Annotated in this window: 25 protein-coding genes and 1 pseudogene; 4 read left to right on the forward strand and 22 right to left on the reverse strand. The window is 36.6% G+C overall.

Features of this window, described 5'->3' with window-relative positions:
- Positions 1–37: 37 nt before the first annotated feature.
- From BUB91_RS17870 to BUB91_RS17950, 17 genes are all read right to left on the reverse strand, one after another.
- Positions 38–1,057 (reverse strand): BACON domain-containing protein, encoded by a 1,020-nt coding sequence (locus BUB91_RS17870; protein WP_073100564.1) that lies wholly within the window; start codon positions 1,055–1,057, stop codon positions 38–40.
- Between the two features lie 249 nt (positions 1,058–1,306).
- Positions 1,307–1,870, reverse strand: a complete 564-nt coding sequence (locus tag BUB91_RS17875; protein WP_073100565.1) for a hypothetical protein — start codon at positions 1,868–1,870, stop codon at positions 1,307–1,309.
- Positions 1,871–1,964: 94 nt separating this feature from the next.
- Positions 1,965–2,276: an antibiotic biosynthesis monooxygenase gene (locus tag BUB91_RS17880; protein WP_164917879.1), complete on the reverse strand. Its 312-nt coding sequence runs from the start codon at positions 2,274–2,276 to the stop codon at positions 1,965–1,967.
- 10 nt (positions 2,277–2,286) lie between these two features.
- Positions 2,287–2,832 (reverse strand): NADPH-dependent FMN reductase, encoded by a 546-nt coding sequence (locus BUB91_RS17885; protein ID WP_073100567.1) that lies wholly within the window; start codon positions 2,830–2,832, stop codon positions 2,287–2,289.
- 254 nt (positions 2,833–3,086) lie between these two features.
- Positions 3,087–3,470, reverse strand: a complete 384-nt coding sequence (locus BUB91_RS17890) for an acyl-CoA thioesterase (protein WP_073100568.1) — start codon at positions 3,468–3,470, stop codon at positions 3,087–3,089.
- Positions 3,467–4,036: a PAS domain-containing protein gene (locus tag BUB91_RS17895; RefSeq protein ID WP_073100569.1), complete on the reverse strand. Its 570-nt coding sequence runs from the start codon at positions 4,034–4,036 to the stop codon at positions 3,467–3,469. The genes BUB91_RS17890 and BUB91_RS17895 overlap by 4 nt, the downstream gene beginning before the upstream one ends.
- Positions 4,037–4,323: 287 nt before the next feature.
- Complete coding sequence (locus BUB91_RS17900; RefSeq protein WP_073100570.1) at positions 4,324–5,613, reverse strand: hypothetical protein; 1,290 nt, start codon at positions 5,611–5,613, stop codon at positions 4,324–4,326.
- Positions 5,614–5,971: 358 nt separating this feature from the next.
- Positions 5,972–6,511, reverse strand: coding sequence for a sugar O-acetyltransferase (locus BUB91_RS17905; RefSeq protein WP_073100571.1), 540 nt, complete (start codon positions 6,509–6,511; stop codon positions 5,972–5,974).
- A 507-nt stretch (positions 6,512–7,018) separates the two neighbouring features.
- A complete protein-coding gene (locus BUB91_RS17910; protein WP_073100572.1) occupies positions 7,019–7,474 on the reverse strand; it encodes an RDD family protein in 456 nt (151 codons plus the stop codon).
- A gap of 127 nt (positions 7,475–7,601) precedes the next feature.
- On the reverse strand, positions 7,602–7,793 hold the full coding sequence (locus tag BUB91_RS17915; RefSeq protein WP_073100573.1) for a hypothetical protein: 192 nt from the start codon (positions 7,791–7,793) through the stop codon (positions 7,602–7,604).
- Positions 7,783–8,283, reverse strand: coding sequence for an ATPase (locus BUB91_RS17920; RefSeq protein ID WP_317041362.1), 501 nt, complete (start codon positions 8,281–8,283; stop codon positions 7,783–7,785). The genes BUB91_RS17915 and BUB91_RS17920 overlap by 11 nt, the downstream gene beginning before the upstream one ends.
- A 395-nt stretch (positions 8,284–8,678) precedes the next feature.
- Positions 8,679–9,731 (reverse strand): serine hydrolase domain-containing protein, encoded by a 1,053-nt coding sequence (locus BUB91_RS17925; protein ID WP_073100574.1) that lies wholly within the window; start codon positions 9,729–9,731, stop codon positions 8,679–8,681.
- A gap of 907 nt (positions 9,732–10,638) precedes the next feature.
- Positions 10,639–11,010, reverse strand: a complete 372-nt coding sequence (locus BUB91_RS17930; RefSeq protein ID WP_073100575.1) for an ASCH domain-containing protein — start codon at positions 11,008–11,010, stop codon at positions 10,639–10,641.
- Positions 11,007–12,491 carry a PIN domain-containing protein gene (locus BUB91_RS17935; protein ID WP_073100576.1) on the reverse strand — a complete coding sequence of 495 codons (1,485 nt, stop codon included), beginning with the start codon at positions 12,489–12,491 and terminating at the stop codon, positions 11,007–11,009. The genes BUB91_RS17930 and BUB91_RS17935 overlap by 4 nt, the downstream gene beginning before the upstream one ends.
- Entirely contained in the window at positions 12,488–13,552 is a 1,065-nt protein-coding gene (locus tag BUB91_RS17940) for a hypothetical protein (RefSeq protein WP_073100577.1), read from the reverse strand. Before BUB91_RS17940 ends, BUB91_RS17935 begins: the two co-directional genes overlap by 4 nt.
- On the reverse strand, positions 13,553–14,074 hold the full coding sequence (locus BUB91_RS17945; protein WP_073100578.1) for an ATP-binding protein: 522 nt from the start codon (positions 14,072–14,074) through the stop codon (positions 13,553–13,555).
- Positions 14,075–14,153: 79 nt separating this feature from the next.
- Positions 14,154–14,369: a helix-turn-helix transcriptional regulator gene (locus tag BUB91_RS17950; RefSeq protein ID WP_073100579.1), complete on the reverse strand. Its 216-nt coding sequence runs from the start codon at positions 14,367–14,369 to the stop codon at positions 14,154–14,156.
- A 185-nt stretch (positions 14,370–14,554) separates the two neighbouring features.
- Between BUB91_RS17950 and BUB91_RS17955 the strand changes: the two genes are divergently transcribed.
- Positions 14,555–14,758, forward strand: coding sequence for a hypothetical protein (locus tag BUB91_RS17955; protein WP_069831323.1), 204 nt, complete (start codon positions 14,555–14,557; stop codon positions 14,756–14,758).
- A 79-nt stretch (positions 14,759–14,837) separates the two neighbouring features.
- Here BUB91_RS17955 and BUB91_RS20680 read toward each other — a convergent pair whose 3' ends face one another.
- The 3 genes and pseudogenes from BUB91_RS20680 to BUB91_RS20685 all read right to left on the reverse strand — a co-directional run bounded on the left by BUB91_RS20680 (position 14,838) and on the right by BUB91_RS20685 (position 16,049).
- Complete coding sequence (locus BUB91_RS20680) at positions 14,838–15,497, reverse strand: tyrosine-type recombinase/integrase (protein WP_128759393.1); 660 nt, start codon at positions 15,495–15,497, stop codon at positions 14,838–14,840.
- Between the two features lie 3 nt (positions 15,498–15,500).
- A pseudogene (locus tag BUB91_RS21665) lies at positions 15,501–15,743 on the reverse strand (phage integrase N-terminal SAM-like domain-containing protein); the annotation flags it as partial.
- 93 nt (positions 15,744–15,836) lie between these two features.
- Complete coding sequence (locus tag BUB91_RS20685; protein ID WP_083558027.1) at positions 15,837–16,049, reverse strand: hypothetical protein; 213 nt, start codon at positions 16,047–16,049, stop codon at positions 15,837–15,839.
- Positions 16,050–16,337: 288 nt separating this feature from the next.
- Between BUB91_RS20685 and BUB91_RS17965 the strand changes: the two genes are divergently transcribed.
- The gene (locus BUB91_RS17965; RefSeq protein WP_073100580.1) at positions 16,338–16,976 is read left to right on the forward strand and encodes a DUF6266 family protein; all 639 of its coding nucleotides are present in this window, start codon (positions 16,338–16,340) and stop codon (positions 16,974–16,976) included.
- A 56-nt stretch (positions 16,977–17,032) separates the two neighbouring features.
- Here the strand turns inward: BUB91_RS17965 and BUB91_RS17970 are convergent, their stop codons facing one another.
- Positions 17,033–17,677: a CatA-like O-acetyltransferase gene (locus tag BUB91_RS17970; RefSeq protein ID WP_241652675.1), complete on the reverse strand. Its 645-nt coding sequence runs from the start codon at positions 17,675–17,677 to the stop codon at positions 17,033–17,035.
- A gap of 69 nt (positions 17,678–17,746) precedes the next feature.
- Between BUB91_RS17970 and BUB91_RS17975 the strand changes: the two genes are divergently transcribed.
- Complete coding sequence (locus tag BUB91_RS17975; protein ID WP_073100589.1) at positions 17,747–18,325, forward strand: Crp/Fnr family transcriptional regulator; 579 nt, start codon at positions 17,747–17,749, stop codon at positions 18,323–18,325.
- A gap of 230 nt (positions 18,326–18,555) precedes the next feature.
- Here BUB91_RS17975 and BUB91_RS17980 read toward each other — a convergent pair whose 3' ends face one another.
- A complete protein-coding gene (locus tag BUB91_RS17980; protein WP_073100581.1) occupies positions 18,556–18,765 on the reverse strand; it encodes a hypothetical protein in 210 nt (69 codons plus the stop codon).
- A 346-nt stretch (positions 18,766–19,111) separates the two neighbouring features.
- Here BUB91_RS17980 and BUB91_RS17985 point away from each other — a divergent pair, with 346 nt between their 5' ends.
- A complete protein-coding gene (locus BUB91_RS17985; protein ID WP_073100582.1) occupies positions 19,112–19,378 on the forward strand; it encodes a hypothetical protein in 267 nt (88 codons plus the stop codon).
- The last annotated feature ends 484 nt before the right edge of the window (positions 19,379–19,862 follow it).

Here is a 19,862-nt window from a genome sequence, read left to right on the forward strand (position 1 = left end):
CAGGTAGGGCTGACTTAACGAATTTTAGTTTTTATTGTTAATCTAGTCGTTCAACAGTATAAGTCCCTGTTGGTGCAATCTCAATCCATTTACCTTCAATAATTTTCTCGGCAGATGTTCTGTTATTAATCAAATGAAGCTGATACGAAATTTGGCGCTGCCTGAATTCTACTTCAGTTGTAAAGGAAGATTCTCCTGCTGGTACAGTTATGCTTTCCATTTTATTAAATTCGTGAGGTTGTTGTACCCATTCTGAATTGTATAAGCTTTGGACTTCATTAAAATGGATGGTGTCGTCGTATAGATCTGTAGGTACATCTACAGCTATAGAATCGTCTTTTAACCAAATAAAAGCATCCTTTTCAGAGCTTTGAAAACGAGATTGCTTTAGTATGTTGATACCTTCGTAGGGTGAAAATTTAAAGGATAAAGGCTGTTCTGTTTTAAAGTTTCTTTTGATTCCTTCTTTAACAAAAATCGAGTCCCCATCTTCCTCTTTTAGTAAAAAATCGATACCAACATATTGGTAACCTTGAGATATCTTTTGAGTAACATCTATTTTTTTATGTTGGTTTCCAGAGCTTAATACTATTGTAAAACTAAATGGTTCTCCTGTGCTGTTCTCTAATAACTCAACATTAAGACTAGAAGCGGCTGTTCGTGTGATTGTAAAACCTTTTATTCCCCAATCTGCTGTCAATTTACCAGTGTCGTCTAAGCTTAATGGAATGTTTTGTTGTGTTAACTCACCATTTTGAGTATAAATATCTCCGTGTATTTTCATGTTTCCATCTTTGTTCAATATTTTTGAGATATCCCAATCACCATTTGTAAATGCTATTTCAGTCTCGCCTCCTTCAGCTTCCATCACAATCGAATTAACCGATGGTTGTATGCTGTTTATTTCATCTTTGTCACTGCTACAAGACAAGATACTCATTGTTAAAACTAATCCTATGCTTATTCTCATTCTCAAGGGGTTCATTTTATACTGCTTATAAGGTTTTACAGGAAGTTCTGGAATCTGATTGTGTACAGCAATATCTAAATTACGCATGATTTAGGTATTTAATTATTTGTTGGTAGGAGAAACAAATTTGGGGTCCTGTAATTACTTTTTTTAATTACGAATTTCTTTTGCGTACGTTGCATAAACTATCAAAAAAAGAGCGTAAACCAACACGAAAATCGTCAAAGAGCAGTTGGAATAGGTGAGTAGCATATGTTTTAGTACAAATTCAAGAATAGCTATTAAACCTTACTAAAGGTCCAAATGATTTACAGTTTGTTTGGTATGATTTTGACTTTAAGTTTTATGAATTGTATATACTTTATTGCTCAAATAGCTGTTTACGAGTTTTTCAGTCATGATGCCGCCCATTACTACACCAATAATTCTAAACAATGCTATTTCAGTTGAATTTGCTAAGAGAATGCCTGATAGGTAACCCAATAAAATCCCCGTAATTATTAGAGCGTAGTATTTATAAAGTTTTTCTTTTGCGACTTTTAGAGCTTGTGTATTTACATCTTTAAAGTCTCTATTATCAACAAGGAAATAGTTTAAGTTGAGTAAGAAATTTTCAAATAATTCGCTAAATGCTTTAGATGTCAAAATGTTATTATGATTTACCCTATGCGTAATTAAAGCTTTATTGTTTTTTGAAAAATGCACCTCAATTTCCATTTCCCAATTTAAAGGATTATCCTCCCAACTATTTAAAAAAGATGGCTTTTTGAAAAAAAATATAGTATCATTCCCTACCGCTAACTGTTCAAAGTCGTAAGTTTTAAAATAATCGTTGATCTTATTCCTTATAACTAAAGTATCATCAATGTCTAGTTTAAAATTTTTATGATAACCTTTCATTGGGCATAAAATTAATGGGTTATGATTTATTTTATATCTGTTTAATTTAGTGAAAATTTCTTCAAGTTTAATTTCAAATAGAAAAGAACACCTATTAAGACGTACTTTTCTCCAAATATTCAAACTCGTAGAAGGTTTCTCGTACCGGATTAAAATCTGCTATTTTTTTTGAAATCTCAGATTTTGGAACTACTTCTTCAGCAAACGTATCAAACGTTTCTTTAGATTCCCAGGTTGCATAATTAGTCACAAGGGTCTTATCTTCACTAACCAGAATTTGAGAAGAGATGAAGCCCGTAGCGGCATGTACTTCTTGCTCAAAAAATGCTGTAATTAGGGAATGTAAAGTTTGAAATTGTTCTTGTTGTATATTGAAACGTACGATGACGTAGTAGGTGTTTTGCATTGTTTTATGCTTAATTTTCATTTAAATAAGTCTGAAATTTTTGTAGTTTGACGGTGAATAATTCTTGCTGTTTTGAGTCTGTGATTGCTCCTTCATCAAAAAAGTGATTGAAAGAAGGAAGATGAAAGCTACTTACCAGATGAGCGCCAAATAATGGAAAAAGATCTTTTGAAATTTTCATAACGTTTGACTCTGGGTTTTTACCGGGACTTGTGCCCAACAGAAATACCGCTTTGTCGTGCCAAATATTACGCGTATTTATACGTGACATCCAATCCCAAAGATTTTTAAATACGCTGGTAAAGAGTCCGTTGTGTTCTGCAAGCGAAATGATGACTCCATCACTTTCCCGAATTAATTTTGAAAACCGAATAGCATGTTCCGGTACCCCAGATTCTTTTTCTAAATCAAAAGAGTAAATAGGAAGTTCAAAATCTCTGAGATCCAAGATGCTTACTTCTACGTCATTCAATTGATTTGCTGCGAAGGTTGCAAATTTTTTATTGATAGATTGTTTGCTGTTAGAAGCGCCAAAGGCGATTATTTTTTTAGTCATTTAAATCTGAATTTTAAGGGTTTCAAAAATAACGAAAATGATACAGCTGTTCCGGCTATATCCCATTCCTTAAGAAAATTTTAGTCGTTTTTATACCTGCTGAATTTGATAAAAAATCAAGAGGCTGAGTACGGTAGTGAGTGCAGTTGCTCGGACGGATACGCTTTTAAAGTATACTTTAAATACTTCGAGTTCCAATTACCTCAAGTATCCTTTAATTTGGGAATGATGTGATGTATAGGTTTAGATATGATTTACAGGACTTTCACTGCTTTTTTATTTTCATCTACAGCCACAAAAGTGAATTCACCGGAAACTGCTTTTTCTCTGTAATCAGTATACATTTCTTCAACAAAGATATCTACACCCACTTTTAAACTGGTATTTCCCACGTGGGTGACACAGCCTATAAGTTCAACAATTGTACCTGCCGGGATGGGTTTTTTAAAATCTATTTTATCACTGCTTACCGTTACCATTTGTTGCCTGCTAAAGCGGGTGGCGGTAATAAAAGCTGTTTCATCCATAAGTTGCATGGCGGTACCTCCAAAGAGGGTATCGTAATGATTGGTTGTGTTTGGAAACACAGCTTTAAAAATTGTAGTACGCGATTTAGCTATTTTCTGTTCTAAATTCATGAGTTGACTTGTCTTTCAAAAGCAATAAAATGTGTGGTTTTCTCATTGTATAAGGGAATGATTTTAACCTCACACGTATAAGGCTCATTATTTTTTTTATGATTGATGATGACTTCTTGAAAAGGCTGCTTGAGTTTTAGTTTTTCACGGATGCTTTTTTTGCTCTCTGGCGTGGTCTGTTTGCCTTGTAAAAAGGCAGGTTTTTTATGAAGCGCAAATTCTTTTGAATAGCCGGTCATTGCGGTAAAGCCTTCGTTTACCCAAAGGATATGTTGTTGCGCATCGGTGAGAATTAAAGCTTCATAAGCGGTTTCAGAAAAAAGCTGTTTAATATCGTTTTTCCAGTTAAATTTTTTCGCCTGTTTAAAAATGTAATCCCGTTCCATACGTTTACGAGCAGCTTCTAGCTGCTTGCTTTGTCCTTGCATACACACATCCCAACTGAGCAACGGCATAGTTTTAGTACTCGCAGTTTCAAGCTGAGGTTTTACTCTTTGATACTTTTTATCGGTTAGCTGGGAGAGATAGAGATCTAAACCCATCATATCGGTGAGGTTGTTTTTCATAGACTTTTATTCTGGAGATATTATGCTTAAGCACTATGCTATACTTAGGGTTGAAAGTTAAGCTTTCTGACTAAGAATGCCTGAACAATACCGCCCGGGTAGATCCCGATATCGGGATCTACCCGGGCGGTATATGAAAGCTAAACGGCAAAGCACGGTAGAACCTGTTTTTGGAACCTTAACTCTCCCGATAGCTCGGGATTATGAGGCTGAGAAAAGCAACTCCTGAGTCGTCTAAAAAAAGTTGACCGTTTTTGGGTGGCTTTTACATCAGATCCAAATAGAGCTTAAAGGTTGTCTACACTTTTGTATTGCAACTGAATTACGGCATCATCAGCTTCATTAATTTCTTGCAGCGCGCGTTTATAGTCCTGTAAGCTGTTGATCACAATGCCATGGGTATGCGCTTTTAGCGTAGAGAAAAACTTTAATTCAAACCAAACTTTTGCAAGCAGTTTTTGCTCTTCCGAAGTGAGCTCAACACCCTCCTCAGTTAAGCTGTTGATTTTTTTTCTAGCAGCCTCTTTTATCATCTGTTGTGTGTTTTCATCGGTGGGCAGGTTGCGTACGGCACCTATGATGAAAAAGTATTTTCCGTAGCCAACTTTATGAAGATATGCGTTTCCATATTTTTGTTTATAACGCTCAGGATCAGCTTGGCGAACTTTAGCAAGAGAATCTCGTATAGCAAACGAATTTTCTAATCTATCGATACCTGCTTCATATTTACCACCAGCCATCAGGACGCCATTTTCGGTAACAGGATACTGTTCAATAACCGCCTGATACAAGTCGGTAGCAACGGTAAATTGTGTAGCAAAGTAGTTGCCCGGATTATAAAACGTATCAAATAAGCGGTAGGGTAACATCATACTTATAGGATCTGCATCGTGCTGCCAAGAAAGGCTTTGCGAAAAGCTCTGATTTAAAGGGGTGTAAAACGATTCTACAGGACCAAAAGGGTTGCCTAATGGCGCTTGTGTTTGGGTGTCTATACCGGCTCCCATTGTCTCGTGGTATGGATATTCTTGGTCAAACAATGTCGTTTCACCTGCTACCACAGTAAAATGTCTCGTGTTCGTCGCGCGATCGTAGGTCGTGGTACTGATGCTGTTTGTAGCTGCGTTAGTGTAGGTGGTACTTACTAATTCGCCATTTTGATACGCATATATTGTGGTGCCAGAGGTATCAACCACCGTTTTTTGCCTGGGCAACCCAGCTTCGTATGCTGTAGTAAACCATAGAGAACCATCCGGGCGGTAGTATGTTGACTCCAAAGGCAGGTTGTCTTCGCTGCGACTTACCTCCATATAAAGATGCTGCTGCGGATAACTCGCATAGACCTGAGCCGATTTAATAAAGCCATTTTCATAATACTCAAATACTTCTGTGGGTGAGCCGTCTATGTTTTGATACTGGGCATTTTTGATCCAGCCATTGTCGTAGGTGCTTTCAATTTTAAAATTGAGGGAAGGCTTTATATTGAAATCAGGTTGCTGAAGCATCTCGTCGTCGCGCTCACAAGAGGCTAAGAGGAAAGTAAGACTAAATAGCAGGAAACTTAGGCGTTTTAACATAGGGCAGATTTTTCGTTTTTTGATTTAAAAAGCTTTAGAAAAAACCGTGCCACTATTTTGACCTGAAGTAAGATCACAAGAGTCGGTTAGGCTGAACGTCTTGTAATCTGTATGTTAGCTTTTAAATTTTTTAGAAGAATGGATACTGCAGCGGAACGGAAATGCTGCGTTTGTATTTTGAGCTAAACACGTTAATAGAAGAACAGTTAGCTTAATGAAGCACATGACATCCAGCGTCTATCAACGGTTTAAAACTAGAAAACCGCTCATCCCGATAGCTATCGGGACGATTTAAATGAATGCATTTTATTAGAATTATTGGCTTGTGCAACGGCTACCAGCTTTGGCTGTAGTTTTTTTAATATTCAATTTCAATGTCTTTCAGTTTTTTCGCTGGGTTTCCGGCAAAAATTGTGTTTTTTGGAACATCCTTCGTTACAACAGAACCCGAAGCAATAATTGAATTATCTCCAATTTTCACTCCACCAATTATTACAGAATGTCCACCAATCCACACATTGTTTCCAATTATTATAGGTTTTGCAAATCCAGTTTTGTGTCGGCCAATCGGGCTTATATTGTGTCCTGCCGTGTAAATTCCAACATTCGGTGCGATTAGGCAATTGTCGCCAATTTTTACTTCCGCCATATCCAAAATAGTACAATTAAATCCTGCGTAAAAATTCTTGCCAACGTGAATATTGTAACCTAAGTCGCAATGAAAATTGTGTTCGACTGAAATTCCGTTTCCTACAGTTCCGAAAAGTTCGGTCAATATTTCCGTTTTCAGTTGTTCGTTCTCATAGTTTGCCGAATTAAAATCTTGCAGAAGTTTTCCCGCACGAACGAAATCTTTTTTCAGGTTTTCGTCATTTCTTTTATAATCAATTCTATTCAATTTCTATTATTTTCTAGGTGTTGGTTTAAATTACATTGTGTGTGCCCAGCATGGGCATCTTTATCATATCTAAGATATATTATTAATCTAGAGGGTGCAAGCCTGCCTTTGCCGGTAGGCAGGTCCCTTATGGGCAGGGGTAACGCTTTGAACCATTAGTAAGCCGCAAAGCCTGCCCCGTACCTGATACGGGGGGTGGTGACCGCGAGGTCACATCTGAAGAAATGCATCGCATTCACGAATACCTTATAAAGAAGAATAAAAAAGGATGAGTAAAGCGGGACTAAAAGCTTTAAAGGAAGCAAAGTCAAAGCAGCAAAATAGCTTAGACAAATTACTAGGGGATATCCAAATCTGTTCTACCATTGGCAATTGGGTTACAAATTGGTCTAAACAAATAGGCCAAACCGATTGCATAATAAGAGCCGTATGAATCGAGAGGTTCACGTACGTTTCTGAGAGCGGTTTAAGGGTAAGACTCCCCTTTACCTACTCGATTGTAGCACGTTAATATTCGTTCGTGTTTTTTTCAACCACTAAAGTTTTCGTTATTTTATCGTATAAATTCTGATTTTTTTCGTCCCATAATATCCAAATACTTGGAATAAGCAAAAGTCCTAGTACATGTTTTAATCCTTCCCTAATTGCTCCTTTTTCAGGTTTTTTATAATCTTCTCCAGTTTCTTCCGAAATCACTTTTATATTAAATATTTTATGTCCTAAATTTCCAGTAAATATTGGATAAAATATTGCCCCAATAATTATTCCAGTTACTAAAGAGTAAACTATATCTAAAAATTCAAAGTCACTATCTAAATCAGTCCAAAATTCAGAGATAGACTTTCCCGTTATCAGATAAATTCCTAAAATTATAATTCCAAAAATTATTCCTTCTGTCAACGTAGCAATTAGTCTTTTTCCTTTTGAAGCTAATTTGTATCCATGTGTTATTTTTTCGTTCATTTCTTTCTTTGAGTATTGTGGAGAATTATTACCAACGTTAGGTATATGCCTAGTGCGGGATTTAAGAGTGCTTCACTATCCGCTCACCGCAAAGTTTCTTAGGAGTAAAAATACTCAATTTTACTGTTTAACCCACATTACGCTTATACAGTGTTGTGGGGCGTATATCGTTCGGATCTACCTCAGTAATTTTACCTTTTCGCAATACAATCATCGGACTATTCTTTTCCTTTTTGAACAGAACTAGCTTTCTGTAAGTCTCTTCAAGTCCTTTTACAATTTTATCGCGTTCTTCTTTTAATTGCTCTTTAGTTCCCATAATATTTTTCTTTTAACTCTTCCCATTGCAAAACATTGTTGACGGTAATATCATTCAATGAACCTTCTGCAATAATTTCATAGCTGTCTCCAGAATTATTTACAAATAACCAGTTGTCTACTCTGTGCAGAAACAGATTGAAAAAATTCTTCAATCCACTTTTATATCTTCTTCTTATCACTTCCTCTGGAATATGATGCCCTCCTTCTTTTACTCTAGTAGCTACTCTTGATATAGCCAATTCTTCCGATTCCAGCAGAAAGAACAAACGGGTTACTTGATAATCTAGTTGCTTGGCTTTCTCAATAAATGCAACATAGCTTCTTGTCGAGAGTGTAGTTTCAAATGCGAAACTTTCTCTTGCTTCCAACAGGTTTTTAATTCTTTTCAACATCATTCTACCTGCTTCTATCCCCACTTTTTCTGGTTGAAAAGGAGAAATACCTTTAGCAATTTCATCCGCATTCACAAACTCCTTGAAATCAAGCATTTATGGTAAAATTGTGTAGGAAGCAGTTGTTTTTCCTGCTCCGTTGCATCCAGCTATGACGTATAGTTTTTTCATCCGAAACAAATATACGAATTAACGGCAATCGGAAGGCCACAAACTATTACCCACAACAATTGCATATGCGTACCAAAGGTACGTATAGCTCCATTTTACCTATTTGTATACAAACGATTCTAAACGAATACGATACGCTTAATACGCTATAAATATATGCTTTTATACACTAAGCCTTTTACAGAATTCCCTAATCTCATAAAAGTACTATAGTCATTTGCAGATTTAGAAACCAAAAAGGTACAGTACTGCCAATCCTAAAACAAACGAATCCCCATAGAGGAGGAACCGGATCTGTCAACAAGATATTCAGCCCTGGCCTATCGGCGGGCCGAATACTTAGTTGTTGTGGCACGTTTTTTTATTATACTCATTAAATCTGTATGGGTTTTAAAAGTGATTTTAAAATCCTCCAATTTTTTTCCTACATTTTCTAATACAATTAAGTTTAGACCCGTCTGAGGATAATAATAACTTGCTGAAGGAAAACCTGGTACATAACCAAATGCTCCTATTTGAACATTGTGCTCACCATCTTTAAACACTAATCCATAACCATATTCTATTTTATCAAATATTGGATGTATTCTCGTTGCATATCGTGTTTTCATTAAATTTAAAGTACTGGACTTTATTAATTTACCTGAATGCAGTAGTATGTTCCATTTAAATAAGTCTTCAACATTTGATATAAATCCACCTGCACCTATATATTTTACGGGATTACCTTCGGCAACCAAAAATTTGTCTGTTTCGTTCTCTTCATATCCCTTCACTAAACTTAAATATTTTTTATTTTCAGGGTGAAAAGTATTGTTTAAGTTATACTCAGTAAATAATTCGGATGATATTTCTTCAAAAGATTTATCGTTTATTTTTTCAAGTATTTGACTTAATAGTCCGAATCCTATTTGAGAGTATTGAAATTGGGTTCCAACCTCAAACTCTAAAGGTTCATCAATAGCGACAATACCGTGAGTATGGGTTAATAGATGATGTATTGTTACATTATTTGCCCAAGGTTGTTTAATCTCTGGAAAGTAACTATTTAGTTTATCCGTTAAAGTAAGATTTCCTCTTTCATATTCCTGTAGAATCAATACAGCAGTAATTTGCTTACTTATGGAACCAATATAAAATTGGTTATTTGTTTTAAGTTCAATTTTCTTTTCTAAGTCTGAATAGCCAAATGCTTTTTCATATTGTATAACGGAGTCTTTAGCTATCAGAATTACACCATTGAAGTTGTTAATTTCAGCTATAGAATCAATTTTTGATGATATGGAGATTGTATTTGGATTACTTGTAGTTTTTGCAGTTTTACAAGTAGTCGATAGAAGTATTATAGCAATTCCTAAAATAGATAATTTCATTCTTTTATTTTAATGACGCCCAACGTCTCGCATATATGGTTTGTGGCGGGATAACAACAGCTCGCCTTTCGGTTAAACACAAAATTTGATTCGAGCCACAAGCCTTGAATTTAGCACAAACCCGCCTATTTTTTATAGCCATTGTGTGTGCCCAGCATGGGCATCTTTTAACTACAGAAATGTAGTTAATTAATCTAGAGGGTGCAAGCCTGCCTGCCGGCAAAGGCAGGTCCCTTATGGGCGGGGTAACGCCTCGAACCATTAGTAAGTCGCAAGGGTGGTAACTGCGAAGTTACATCTGAAGAAATGCATCGCATTCACGAATACCTTAAAATTCAAATAACAAAGAATAAGTAAAGCGGGACTACAATCCCGATATCCTGTCGGGACCGGTACTGACGAACAGGAACCGTATACAGAGGCATATTTACTTGGGTAAGCAAGCACATCATTGTAACGCCCTAAGAATACCAAAAGTGTATTAATGTAGATACGGCAGTGATCGGGGGAAAGAAGATGTTCTTACTTGGAGGACGGAGCGTAAAGAAAATGTCTTGTAGACATTTTTAGCGAACGGGCCAGCCTGCCGCGCTGGGCTATCACGGGTTGGCATTGGAGAAGTCAGCAGAGTTCATAGTACCTAAAGGAAACGAGTTGCAGCAAAACTGCATAGGTCTCACAATTAGCGAAGGACCGAACGTAATCCTCTTCAAAATTCGCATAGGAACACAGCTTGTGTAGCCTATGCTTAAATTAGAAGATAGTGCCAAGGGTGAAAAGAGCCTTGGTTTGACGGTTTACGAACCGCCGTATACGAGACCCGTACGTACTTTGGTGTGAGAGGTGCACCGTGGGCTTACCGCTCACGGCCGCCTACTCGATTAGGTTTCGTTTTTCTTTTCATTTATTACAAATACATAAAGGATTGAGGGGCTGTGAAATTCTCATATTCTTCTTTTGGGTTAATCGGTTTTTCATACAAAAAAGGCTTGTCAACTTCAATCGCAAAAGCTAAATCCCTTCCGTTATAGTATTCATTGAAAAAACTTTCGTCAATACCTGAAAATCTCTTTGTTTTATCCCAAATAGTTTTAGGAGAATCTTGATGAATATGCTTAATAGAAAATTCACCTATTATTCTGCCTACTGGCATTGTTGAATAAACTACAACGGTCTGCACTTCGAGATTTTTGAATACTCTTCTTCTAAATTCAAATTTTTTCTCTCCTGAAAAAATCTTATTTGCGTATTCTGGTTTTATAGATAATAGTACTTTCATATTTTATAAGCTTCTTTATATATTTTTATAAACAAATCCCATCCGATTTCTCTAAATCCTCTTGGGGCATCATCTTTATCTTTTAAAACTCCAAGTTCAATTAGTCTGCTCATATTTGGGCGATTGGGGAAAGAGTAGGCGTAAAGAAAGTTTACTACAAAAGGTTTTCTTTTGTATCTATTCCAATAGGCAGATAATTCTTCATCTGTCAATGCCGTTCTTTTACTACAAATTGTTTTTAATTCTTCTATACTTGATGGGTTAACTACATTTTCTACTATCCCAATTGTGGTAACAACACTTTTATAATATCCTCCCGTTCTATAAAAAATGATTAAATCTCCTGTGTTTAAATTTCGTTCGAGTGAATGAGAGATGTACACCTTTTTAATGGCATTTCGGTGGGGTTCATTCTCCACAAAGTTTAAAGGAGATTCAGTTCTCAAAATAGAATCCGGGAATAATTCCGTATGGTATTCTGGATAAATGGGAACAATAAATACTTTTCCTTCTTTTGATAAAAATGGGAATGTGCGTTTTGGATTGTCTTTATCAGCAGGTCTTTCAAAATGCCTTATGTAGACATTTTCTGTCCCAGTAGATGATTCTTTTGTTCCCCAAAATGTAAAACCCCAGTATTCTAGTAATTCGATTAATCTTTTTTGTTCAGGACTTTTATCAAATATGGTTACATAGATTTCTTCTACTTTGAATTGTAAGGCATTATCAAAAATGATTTTTAAAAACCGTTCACCAAGTTTAAACCCATTTGCAGTCACCTTAAATGTTCCGATTTTTAATCTCTTTTTTGGAGGTAAAGGAGGATTAATGTCTGAATAGTTTTCCTTTTCATCTTCTTGCTTAATAAAAAGGAAAGCAGTTGTCACACCTGAATAGGAACAGATATAAGAGATTTCATCTGATTTTTTATTGAACCATTTATCAAATCCCAAATAGTCCTCTCTAAAGCTGTCAAAGAAAGAGTCACCTAAATTAATGTTGCCAAAATATTCCTTTTTAACTGAAAGTGTTTTGTAATCAACGAGCGAAGGGTTCTCTGCAATTGCTTTTTCAATGAATGAATCAATTCGAAATACCTTATCATCAATTCCAAGAGAAAGAGCCTTTTGATGTATTTTTTTATCCTCAGTTATAAGTAAATCGACACGAGAACAATACAATTCATTTAGTAATAAAGTGTCATTTTTATCATTGTCAGTAGTATCAATATTACTTATGCTTTCAACATCTGAATGCAAACGGGCAACAGTTTTTAATACTTGATAACTTTCAAGCTTAATGCCTATTGTTCTCACTATCTCCTTATCTGAATGTCGCTTGAGTTCGTCAGCAGTTATTGGGTGAACAACCTTAGCATGTTGTAACCTGTCTAGCCAATGAAAAAGCGTACCAATATTTTCGTTTACAATTTTACTTGTTTCACGGTGAATAACAATATTAGTGTCTAACAAAGCTCTCATTGTTTCTTTCCTTTAAAGAGTGAAAAAATAAATGTTTTTACTTTTTTGAAAAGTTGAATAATTGATGGCGTGAAAAAATAAAACAACATTGCTAAAGCTAGAAATAAAGCTATAATGAATTCAATAGGTATCTTTTGAAAGATTTCCTTTTTGGAGGTGTTTTCAAGCATTCCCTCTCTGATAGTTGGTAGGGCAAATAAAAAACCGCAAATGATATTGATTAAAACAGCTAATGCAAATTGACTTGCTCCTATACGTTCTTCAGTATAAATCGAGAAAAAGGAGTAACTATCCCCATCTTTCTTTTTACTGAAGACAACCATTAATTCATCTTTTTTCAACCTTGAATCATCTAAATAATTTTTAAATGGTTCAAATTCTAAAGTTCTGACTGTTTTAAGGTGTTCGGATTCTAAAAAAGTAATACTATAACGATTAGGAATAATATGGAAGCAGAAACAAGAATCTATTTTACAGGTAGAGTTATTCTTGAATTCTTGTATTAAGCTTGTTGGAATATTTCTACTCTCATTTAGCTTTATATCATAAATGATTGTTGACTTCCCAATTCCTTTTTTACTTGTTGCAATGCTTCCAGCAATAGGTTCAATGGCTATTCTAACATAGGCATTTACTTCTTTGGCTTTGTTATTATAATCTTCAAGATCAACTTTAATTTGAATCTTTTTATTTGTGTAAATATTATCTAAATTAACAGGAAGGATACATAATTTATCTTTCCCATTGAATTGATGAATTACTCCTTGGGTGTTTTGTCCATCATCTAGGGGGGATGTACTTGCTATAGAATCATTAAATATGAACCTACTGTTATCTGAATGTTTAAGCTTGTTGTAAAAATCTTTAACTTTTACACCTTTTTCTAGCCAAGGGATATATAAGTCCAATACTAATTCTTTGTAACCCGTTAAACCATTAGCTTTTATTTCTATACCAAATTCTATTAAAGAATTATCGTTGTTAAATTCCCAAGTACAGATTTGAAATTTCTCGATTTCAATAGAAGAATTTTCAGAACGCAAAAAGAATGAATTATCCATTTATTTAAGGTTAGAGATTAGATTAATAAGTTCGCGATAATCTCCATTTTTTATTTCAATAAATGGTACTTTCAGCTCTAATGAAATTTGTCGAGCGTGTTCCATTTCAGCTATTTGCATACTCTTTAATATGTCAAAATTATAAGTTTTGTTATCTCTCTTTTCCAATCGTTCTTTAACCACATCAATCTTATCAGTAACGATTGCTATTAATTCTGGTGCAATTTTTTCGAATGTTTCCATTGGCACTTTTTCAACTTCACCTTCTGAATTGAATAGACAAAAATGACCGTCCAATAGATAGTTTTTATTTTTCTTTAACGCTTCATCAAGTCCTGCAATTAATCTTTCCTGTGTGTTCTGAATATTTTCAACTTTTTTGTTTTGAGGTTTGCTTATTTCATCCCACCTTAGAATTTCACTCGCAGTTATATGTACAAAATTCGTTTGCTCACAAATTTTGTCGCAAATAGTGCCTTTCCCTACACCATGAATACCCCCTATGAATATTAGGTTATTCAAAATGCTTGCTTCTGTTGTGAAATTCTATTAATCTCGTTCATTTATTATATCAATAGTCAGTTTACAAAACATAATCTACTTACGTTCTGATTAGAGTAGGAAGTAGTAATTCCCTTACGTCCACATTCAAAGTCTCGGCAATCTCGACAAGTGATTCTAAAGAAGGTTGCATTTCATTTGTACACCATCTTGAAATTGTGGCAGTATTCTTATCCAATTTTTCTGCCAACCACTTGTTCGTTCTTCCTTGCTCTGCTAAAACAACTTTCAGTCTATTAATTGCTTTTTTAGCCATTTTATATTGCGTATAAGTTAAATCTAACAACGAATCAGACAAATATAATTAACGAAAACTAAAACATACATTGACTTAATTCGCTCTTAAAAACACTTATTAAATCAATTAATTTGCGTATTTAAAATTAATATTATAAATTTACATCAATTAAATATGATGTTATTCGCAAATAAATTTAAGTTATGAGTAAAAGATATACTAAAGCAGATTTAGAAGAAATTGTGTACAAACAATTGGAAAATTTGAATGCTATGCACGATTTATTGGGGATTATGAAATTTCAAAATGACCTAATTCAAAACATCAACCAAACGCTAAGGGAGGAAATAGGTCAATTTAAGGAACAACAGGTTATGTATCCAACAAGAAGAAAATCAAAATCTTAAATTTCAGTTATTGGTTTTACTCTTTCACGTCCTGCAAATGAAACCTAACTTGTTATATTAACACAAATATAGTTGATTATCAAAGTTTTTGTCGGGATATCAACACTTTTTGGTGTTCATTAGCGTTTTTTGTTATTCGGGATAGGGTCACGTCTAGGGGGTTGGCAACGTCTAAGAGATCCCGTTGCGAAAAATGCGTATAAATCATTGTGGTTTCAGGCTTAGCATGACCCAGTAGTTCTTGAATATGCCGTAAGGCAACTCCGTGATCCATCATATGGGTGGCATAGCTATGACGTAAGGTATGCGGAGTTACCGCCTTGAGGATTCCTGCACGGGCACAGCTCTTTTTTAAAAATGTGCGTATAGAACCTGCACTGTATTTTTGCCCATCGCGACCCGGTATTAAATAGTGGGTAGGCCCATAACTTTCCATATAGTTGAGCAAAAGCGGTACTATAGTTTGGGCGAGTTTTACTGTACGGTCTTTGCGTCCTTTGCCTTGTTTGATGTGTATTTGCATACGGTCAAGATCTATAGCATCGCATCGTAATGCCAGGAGTTCGCCTATGCGCAAACCTGCGCTGTAAAGCAAGGCCAAAATGGTACGGTGTTTCAAATTAGGCGTGGCTTTTAGCAAGTCAATTACCTCCTCTCGACTCAATACTATGGGCAATTTTTTGTCTTTCTTAGGGCGTTGCAAGCCATCAAAATCTGCTTTAGGAAAATCTAAGAACACACTTAGATGTTTAAGCGCACTTACACACTGCCGGTGACTGCTTATACTATACTGTTTAAAGGCGATGACTTCTTCTATAAAAAGCCTAAAATCTTTAGGACTCAGATTTTCAATGGCGCTGTTCTTATAATGGTCTAAAAACTGAACCGTAAAATTACCGTATACTTTTAGCGTTTGCTCACTAAAACGTTGCCCTTTTAAATACTGAATATAGCGCTTTAAAAGGGCTTTATGTTCCAGAGGCAGCTTCGTATACTTCCGCTTTAGATCTTCCGGCTTTTTTGAGGGTTTTACAAGAGGGGCAGGAGTTTCTCGTTTGGTGGTTTTACGTAAAGCCTCCTAATTGAGGTACCACGATTTTTTCTGAATATGCTTGAAAAAGTGATGCAGGTTATCGCGGGTGTCCTCAAAGTAAAAACAACGATGGGTCTGGCTCCAGCGTACACCTTTAAAGGCTTTAATATGATCTTTAACCGAAGCATTATACTCAAAACCCACTGAAATTTGTGATGTGTTTCTATGGGTGATGCGGTCTAGCGTGAGGGTATACATACTTGTTTTTAGGTTAAGATATTGAAAAACAAAGTCTTTTGCAACTAAGGTTCTCCGATTTATCTAGTGGTATTGGGTGCATTATACTGATGCATGATGCGCTCTTCAACCATTATTTATCCATAGTTTATCCGTTGTTTTACCATTAAACCCCAGTGTTTATGGGGAAACAATGGTTAATTAACGGATAATCTATGCTTAAAGGGCGAATCAAATCAATTGAATACTAGGTTATTAGCTTTTCTGTTTTTATTTTAGAGTGCTGATAATCAATAAAATAATAGTATTATGGGAATGATGTTAACTAATAATGGGATGTTGACTGGGCTGGTAGGTTCGGTGGTATTTGTAAAAGGTAAAAACGGGGAGGCTATCGTGCGCAGCAAGCCTGTTTACAAGAAAAAGAAACTTACGCCTAAGAGACAGCAAAGCTGTGATCGGTTTACGCTTGGCGGGGATTTTATCAAACCGATGTATCCGTTCTTAAAAGATAGTTTCACAAACTTCTTGGGTAAAAGAAATGCCTGTGATGCGGTACGCAGTTACTCGTTAACGCACGCGGTAAAGCTCGAGCAGGGTGTGCCGGTGATAGCGTATGAAAAAGTACTCATAAGCACCGGGAACATCAGGTCGTATCAAGCCCTAAATCAGCAACTGGTAACTAACGGCTTATACCTGCAGTGGGATCCTGATACCCATCAGGCTTTTGCGGAACCTGATGATGTCTTAAGTGTGGTGGTATACGTTCCGGTGCTGGAAGACTATTTGTTTTTTAAAGCTTGTGCACTACGGGTATCTGGAGCAATCACTTTAGAACTTCCTGCGGAATGCAGTCAGGCCGGTTTTCATGCCTGGGCTACCTTTGCGAATGCTACACAAGACGAATATGCGTTTAGTACCTATCTGGGGCATTTTGAAGCAATTTAGCAGTTATACATTTTAGGCGATTTTACGAAAAACGCTTGCTTTTCTACTCGAAATAATCAAGCTGATAGCTGTTCATGTTCCTGAAGTAAATCGGTTAAACACGCAATCAGTTGGCCCACGTGATAGCCATCTACCAGCGCATGATGTGCGTGTACCGAAATCGGTAGCATCAATTGGCCTTGATCGCGATGTATCTTTCCAAAAGTGATCTTCGGGCAGGTGTCGTTTATAGAAAACTTACGGGCGTGCGCTACAGAACTGAAATTGAGCCAGGGTAATGCGGAGTAATGCGTCACTTGATCCGTCATCGTGTCCGGCATAAGTTGGTCCGTTTCTTGAATGCGTTTTTTCTCTTTAGTAAAGCGTTCTAAAAAACATTCAAAATTGGGGTGGTGTTCTATATAGCTAAAGCCAAACGTATGGTTGGGGCGTGCCATGGTAGTAGAGACGTGGGTTACTTCATAGGTTGCCGGCGCATTGTTCCGTATGCGTTGTCTAAAGTTGCTGGTTTCGTTAACGGCTTTATTGGTTGCGTGTAAATAATAGGCAAAAAAGGGAAAGTTGTGGGTCTTGCAAAAGCGATAGGCCCGGTCGCAGTTTATAGCGGTGGTAATGCCAAAAAAAGGTTCTTCAAAATCTTTAAAGAAGTTAAACTGTTCTTTTCGGGAATAAGTTTCCAGTGCTATTTCGTGTATCATCATTAACTTTGTTTGGGCTGCAAACTTCTTAATCTGTATTCCCACAATCAAGGACATGTGTCCCGCTATGTTATGTTTAGAGAAAATCTCAACTTTTTAAACGTTGTACAAGAGCTTTATGCAAAAGATAAAGCCGAAGCAGGTATTGCTTTAGCTGCTTTTGAACCTGATGATTTTTTGATGACTCAGGCTTCACTGGCACGGCACGTCTATATCATTCAAAGCGGGGTATGTAAGGTTACTTTGGAAGAAGAAAACGGTAAAGCATACATTCTGGATTTTTTAAGCACTGGTGAACTATTAGGAGAGTTAGAAGTAATACGAGATGAACCTCGCTTGTGTTCGGTGCAGGCATTGGGTGAAGTAGTGGCTTATAAAATGACCAAAGCATATTTTATGCAGCAGCTGCAAAAAGACCTGAAGCTAAACAGCATGTTACTTGAAGCTTTTGCAGAACGAATAACCAATACCAGTAAGAAGGCTTCTTTTCAAAAATTGTATGCGGTAGAAGATATGCTAAAAAAAGTTATGGCTCTTCAGGAATCTACTGCTGTGAACATAAGCAAAGCCGACCTTTCTGCATATTTGGGTATATCGGTACGCAGTCTCAACCGTTCTTTAAAGCGTTTACAAGAAGAAGAAGGAAGCTGAAGCTGTCAAAGTAGGGTTTTAATCAAATTTTGATCCTGCTGTTGGTTCTCAATTTGTTTCCGTAGCGTTTGGAGTATCTTCTCTTTTTCATCCCGCAAATGCGCTTTAATTGGCACCGCCATAGGGTTTAATACCCGAGTACTTGCCTCGAAATTGAAAATTTGTTTCTAACGAATGCCTCGTGGACCTGCCTTTATCGGATACAGACAGGCTTGCCTTGAGGTAGTTTACTAGAAGCCCGGTATGCTGCCAGCCTCCTTGGTACTTCCGTTTATGCGTATGGTATAGCGTTTTACAGCCGGTTTTGGCGGATAATCTTCAAAGGGATGCTGATAAATGTCCCGGTCTTTGCGGGATAAGGCTGCTTCCCAAAAAACTTGTGTGGTGTCTTTTTCTTTTCCAATGCTTTCTTTTGAAAGGCGTTTGCGCTTCGGATACATCTAAATCGGACAGGAGTTTTTTAGTCTTAAGCTATTATAAATCACGTATTGGTTTTTCAATAGAACCAATCTGAAGTTGAGTTCTTTACAGAACTCTGTAGGGTGTAGGTGATTTGGAGTGATTTGCTGGTACTATCGTATCCGCCCTGCGGTGATTCATTTTAAGTTGTATCTTTGAATTGCGAACTTTATCAAATTATTATGGTGCTATTACCACAAATACGGTTAAAACAAAAGGTTTTGGAGAGGCATACGGGTGTAAGTCCCGAGACCTATTTAAAGCACCGCTTTGATGAAGTTCGCAGTGACCTCTCCTCTTTTTTATTAATTCTTTATCCATTTTTTTATGCGAACTTCAAATGGTCAAGGGAACAATCCGGTACGCGAACCGGAAGGTACCCCGCTTGATACCCGTCACGTATCAAAAGCTCAATATTTGTTTTTAGCTGCTCTTCAGTTTCATGGTTTTGCCGATTTGGCGGCTTCCCTGCATTGCATTCACGATCTAGCGCTCTATCATTCTCAGATTCCTTTTGACGAGGCTGAGAAGTCGGCACTGTACGACCTAAAACTCCTTTGGGAAGGGCTGGAGCGTATGGCTCAGGAATCTTAAATTTTGCAATGGACAGCCTATCCGCTTTTAGTTAAAGCAGCTTGTATAGGCTGTTCGTTGTTCTGGAGTGTTGGTAGTCTATTTTAGATAAAAAATGTTAAGGAAATGTGAAATTCAAGCTTCTCGAAACCTGTTTTCATACTCTCTTCATACACTATCCTAGGGGATGCCTAGGGGTTGACTGGGAGTTGACCCGCTTGAGGGCTGAATTTGCCTTGAAAAAGTCTTAGTTTAGGGGAGTTCGTAGACCTCGTACCCTCGGTTTGTATAATTCTATTTACCATTGATGCTTGTTCATTTTCTTTACTCGTCTAAAGAAAACGAACCAAAAGAAACGACGCCTTTTGGATAGGTATTTTTTGCTATCGCAAAAACCGCAAGTGCATCCCTAAATTTCTTCCAAGGCTTCAGAAATTCTTAACGGGATGCACTTGCTATACTTACCAAAAGGAAACTAAACCCTTCGGGTATGAATACTTTCTTT

Origin of the sequence: Leeuwenhoekiella marinoflava DSM 3653, from assembly GCF_900129005.1 — a bacterium.
Lineage (GTDB): Bacteria > Bacteroidota > Bacteroidia > Flavobacteriales > Flavobacteriaceae > Leeuwenhoekiella > Leeuwenhoekiella marinoflava.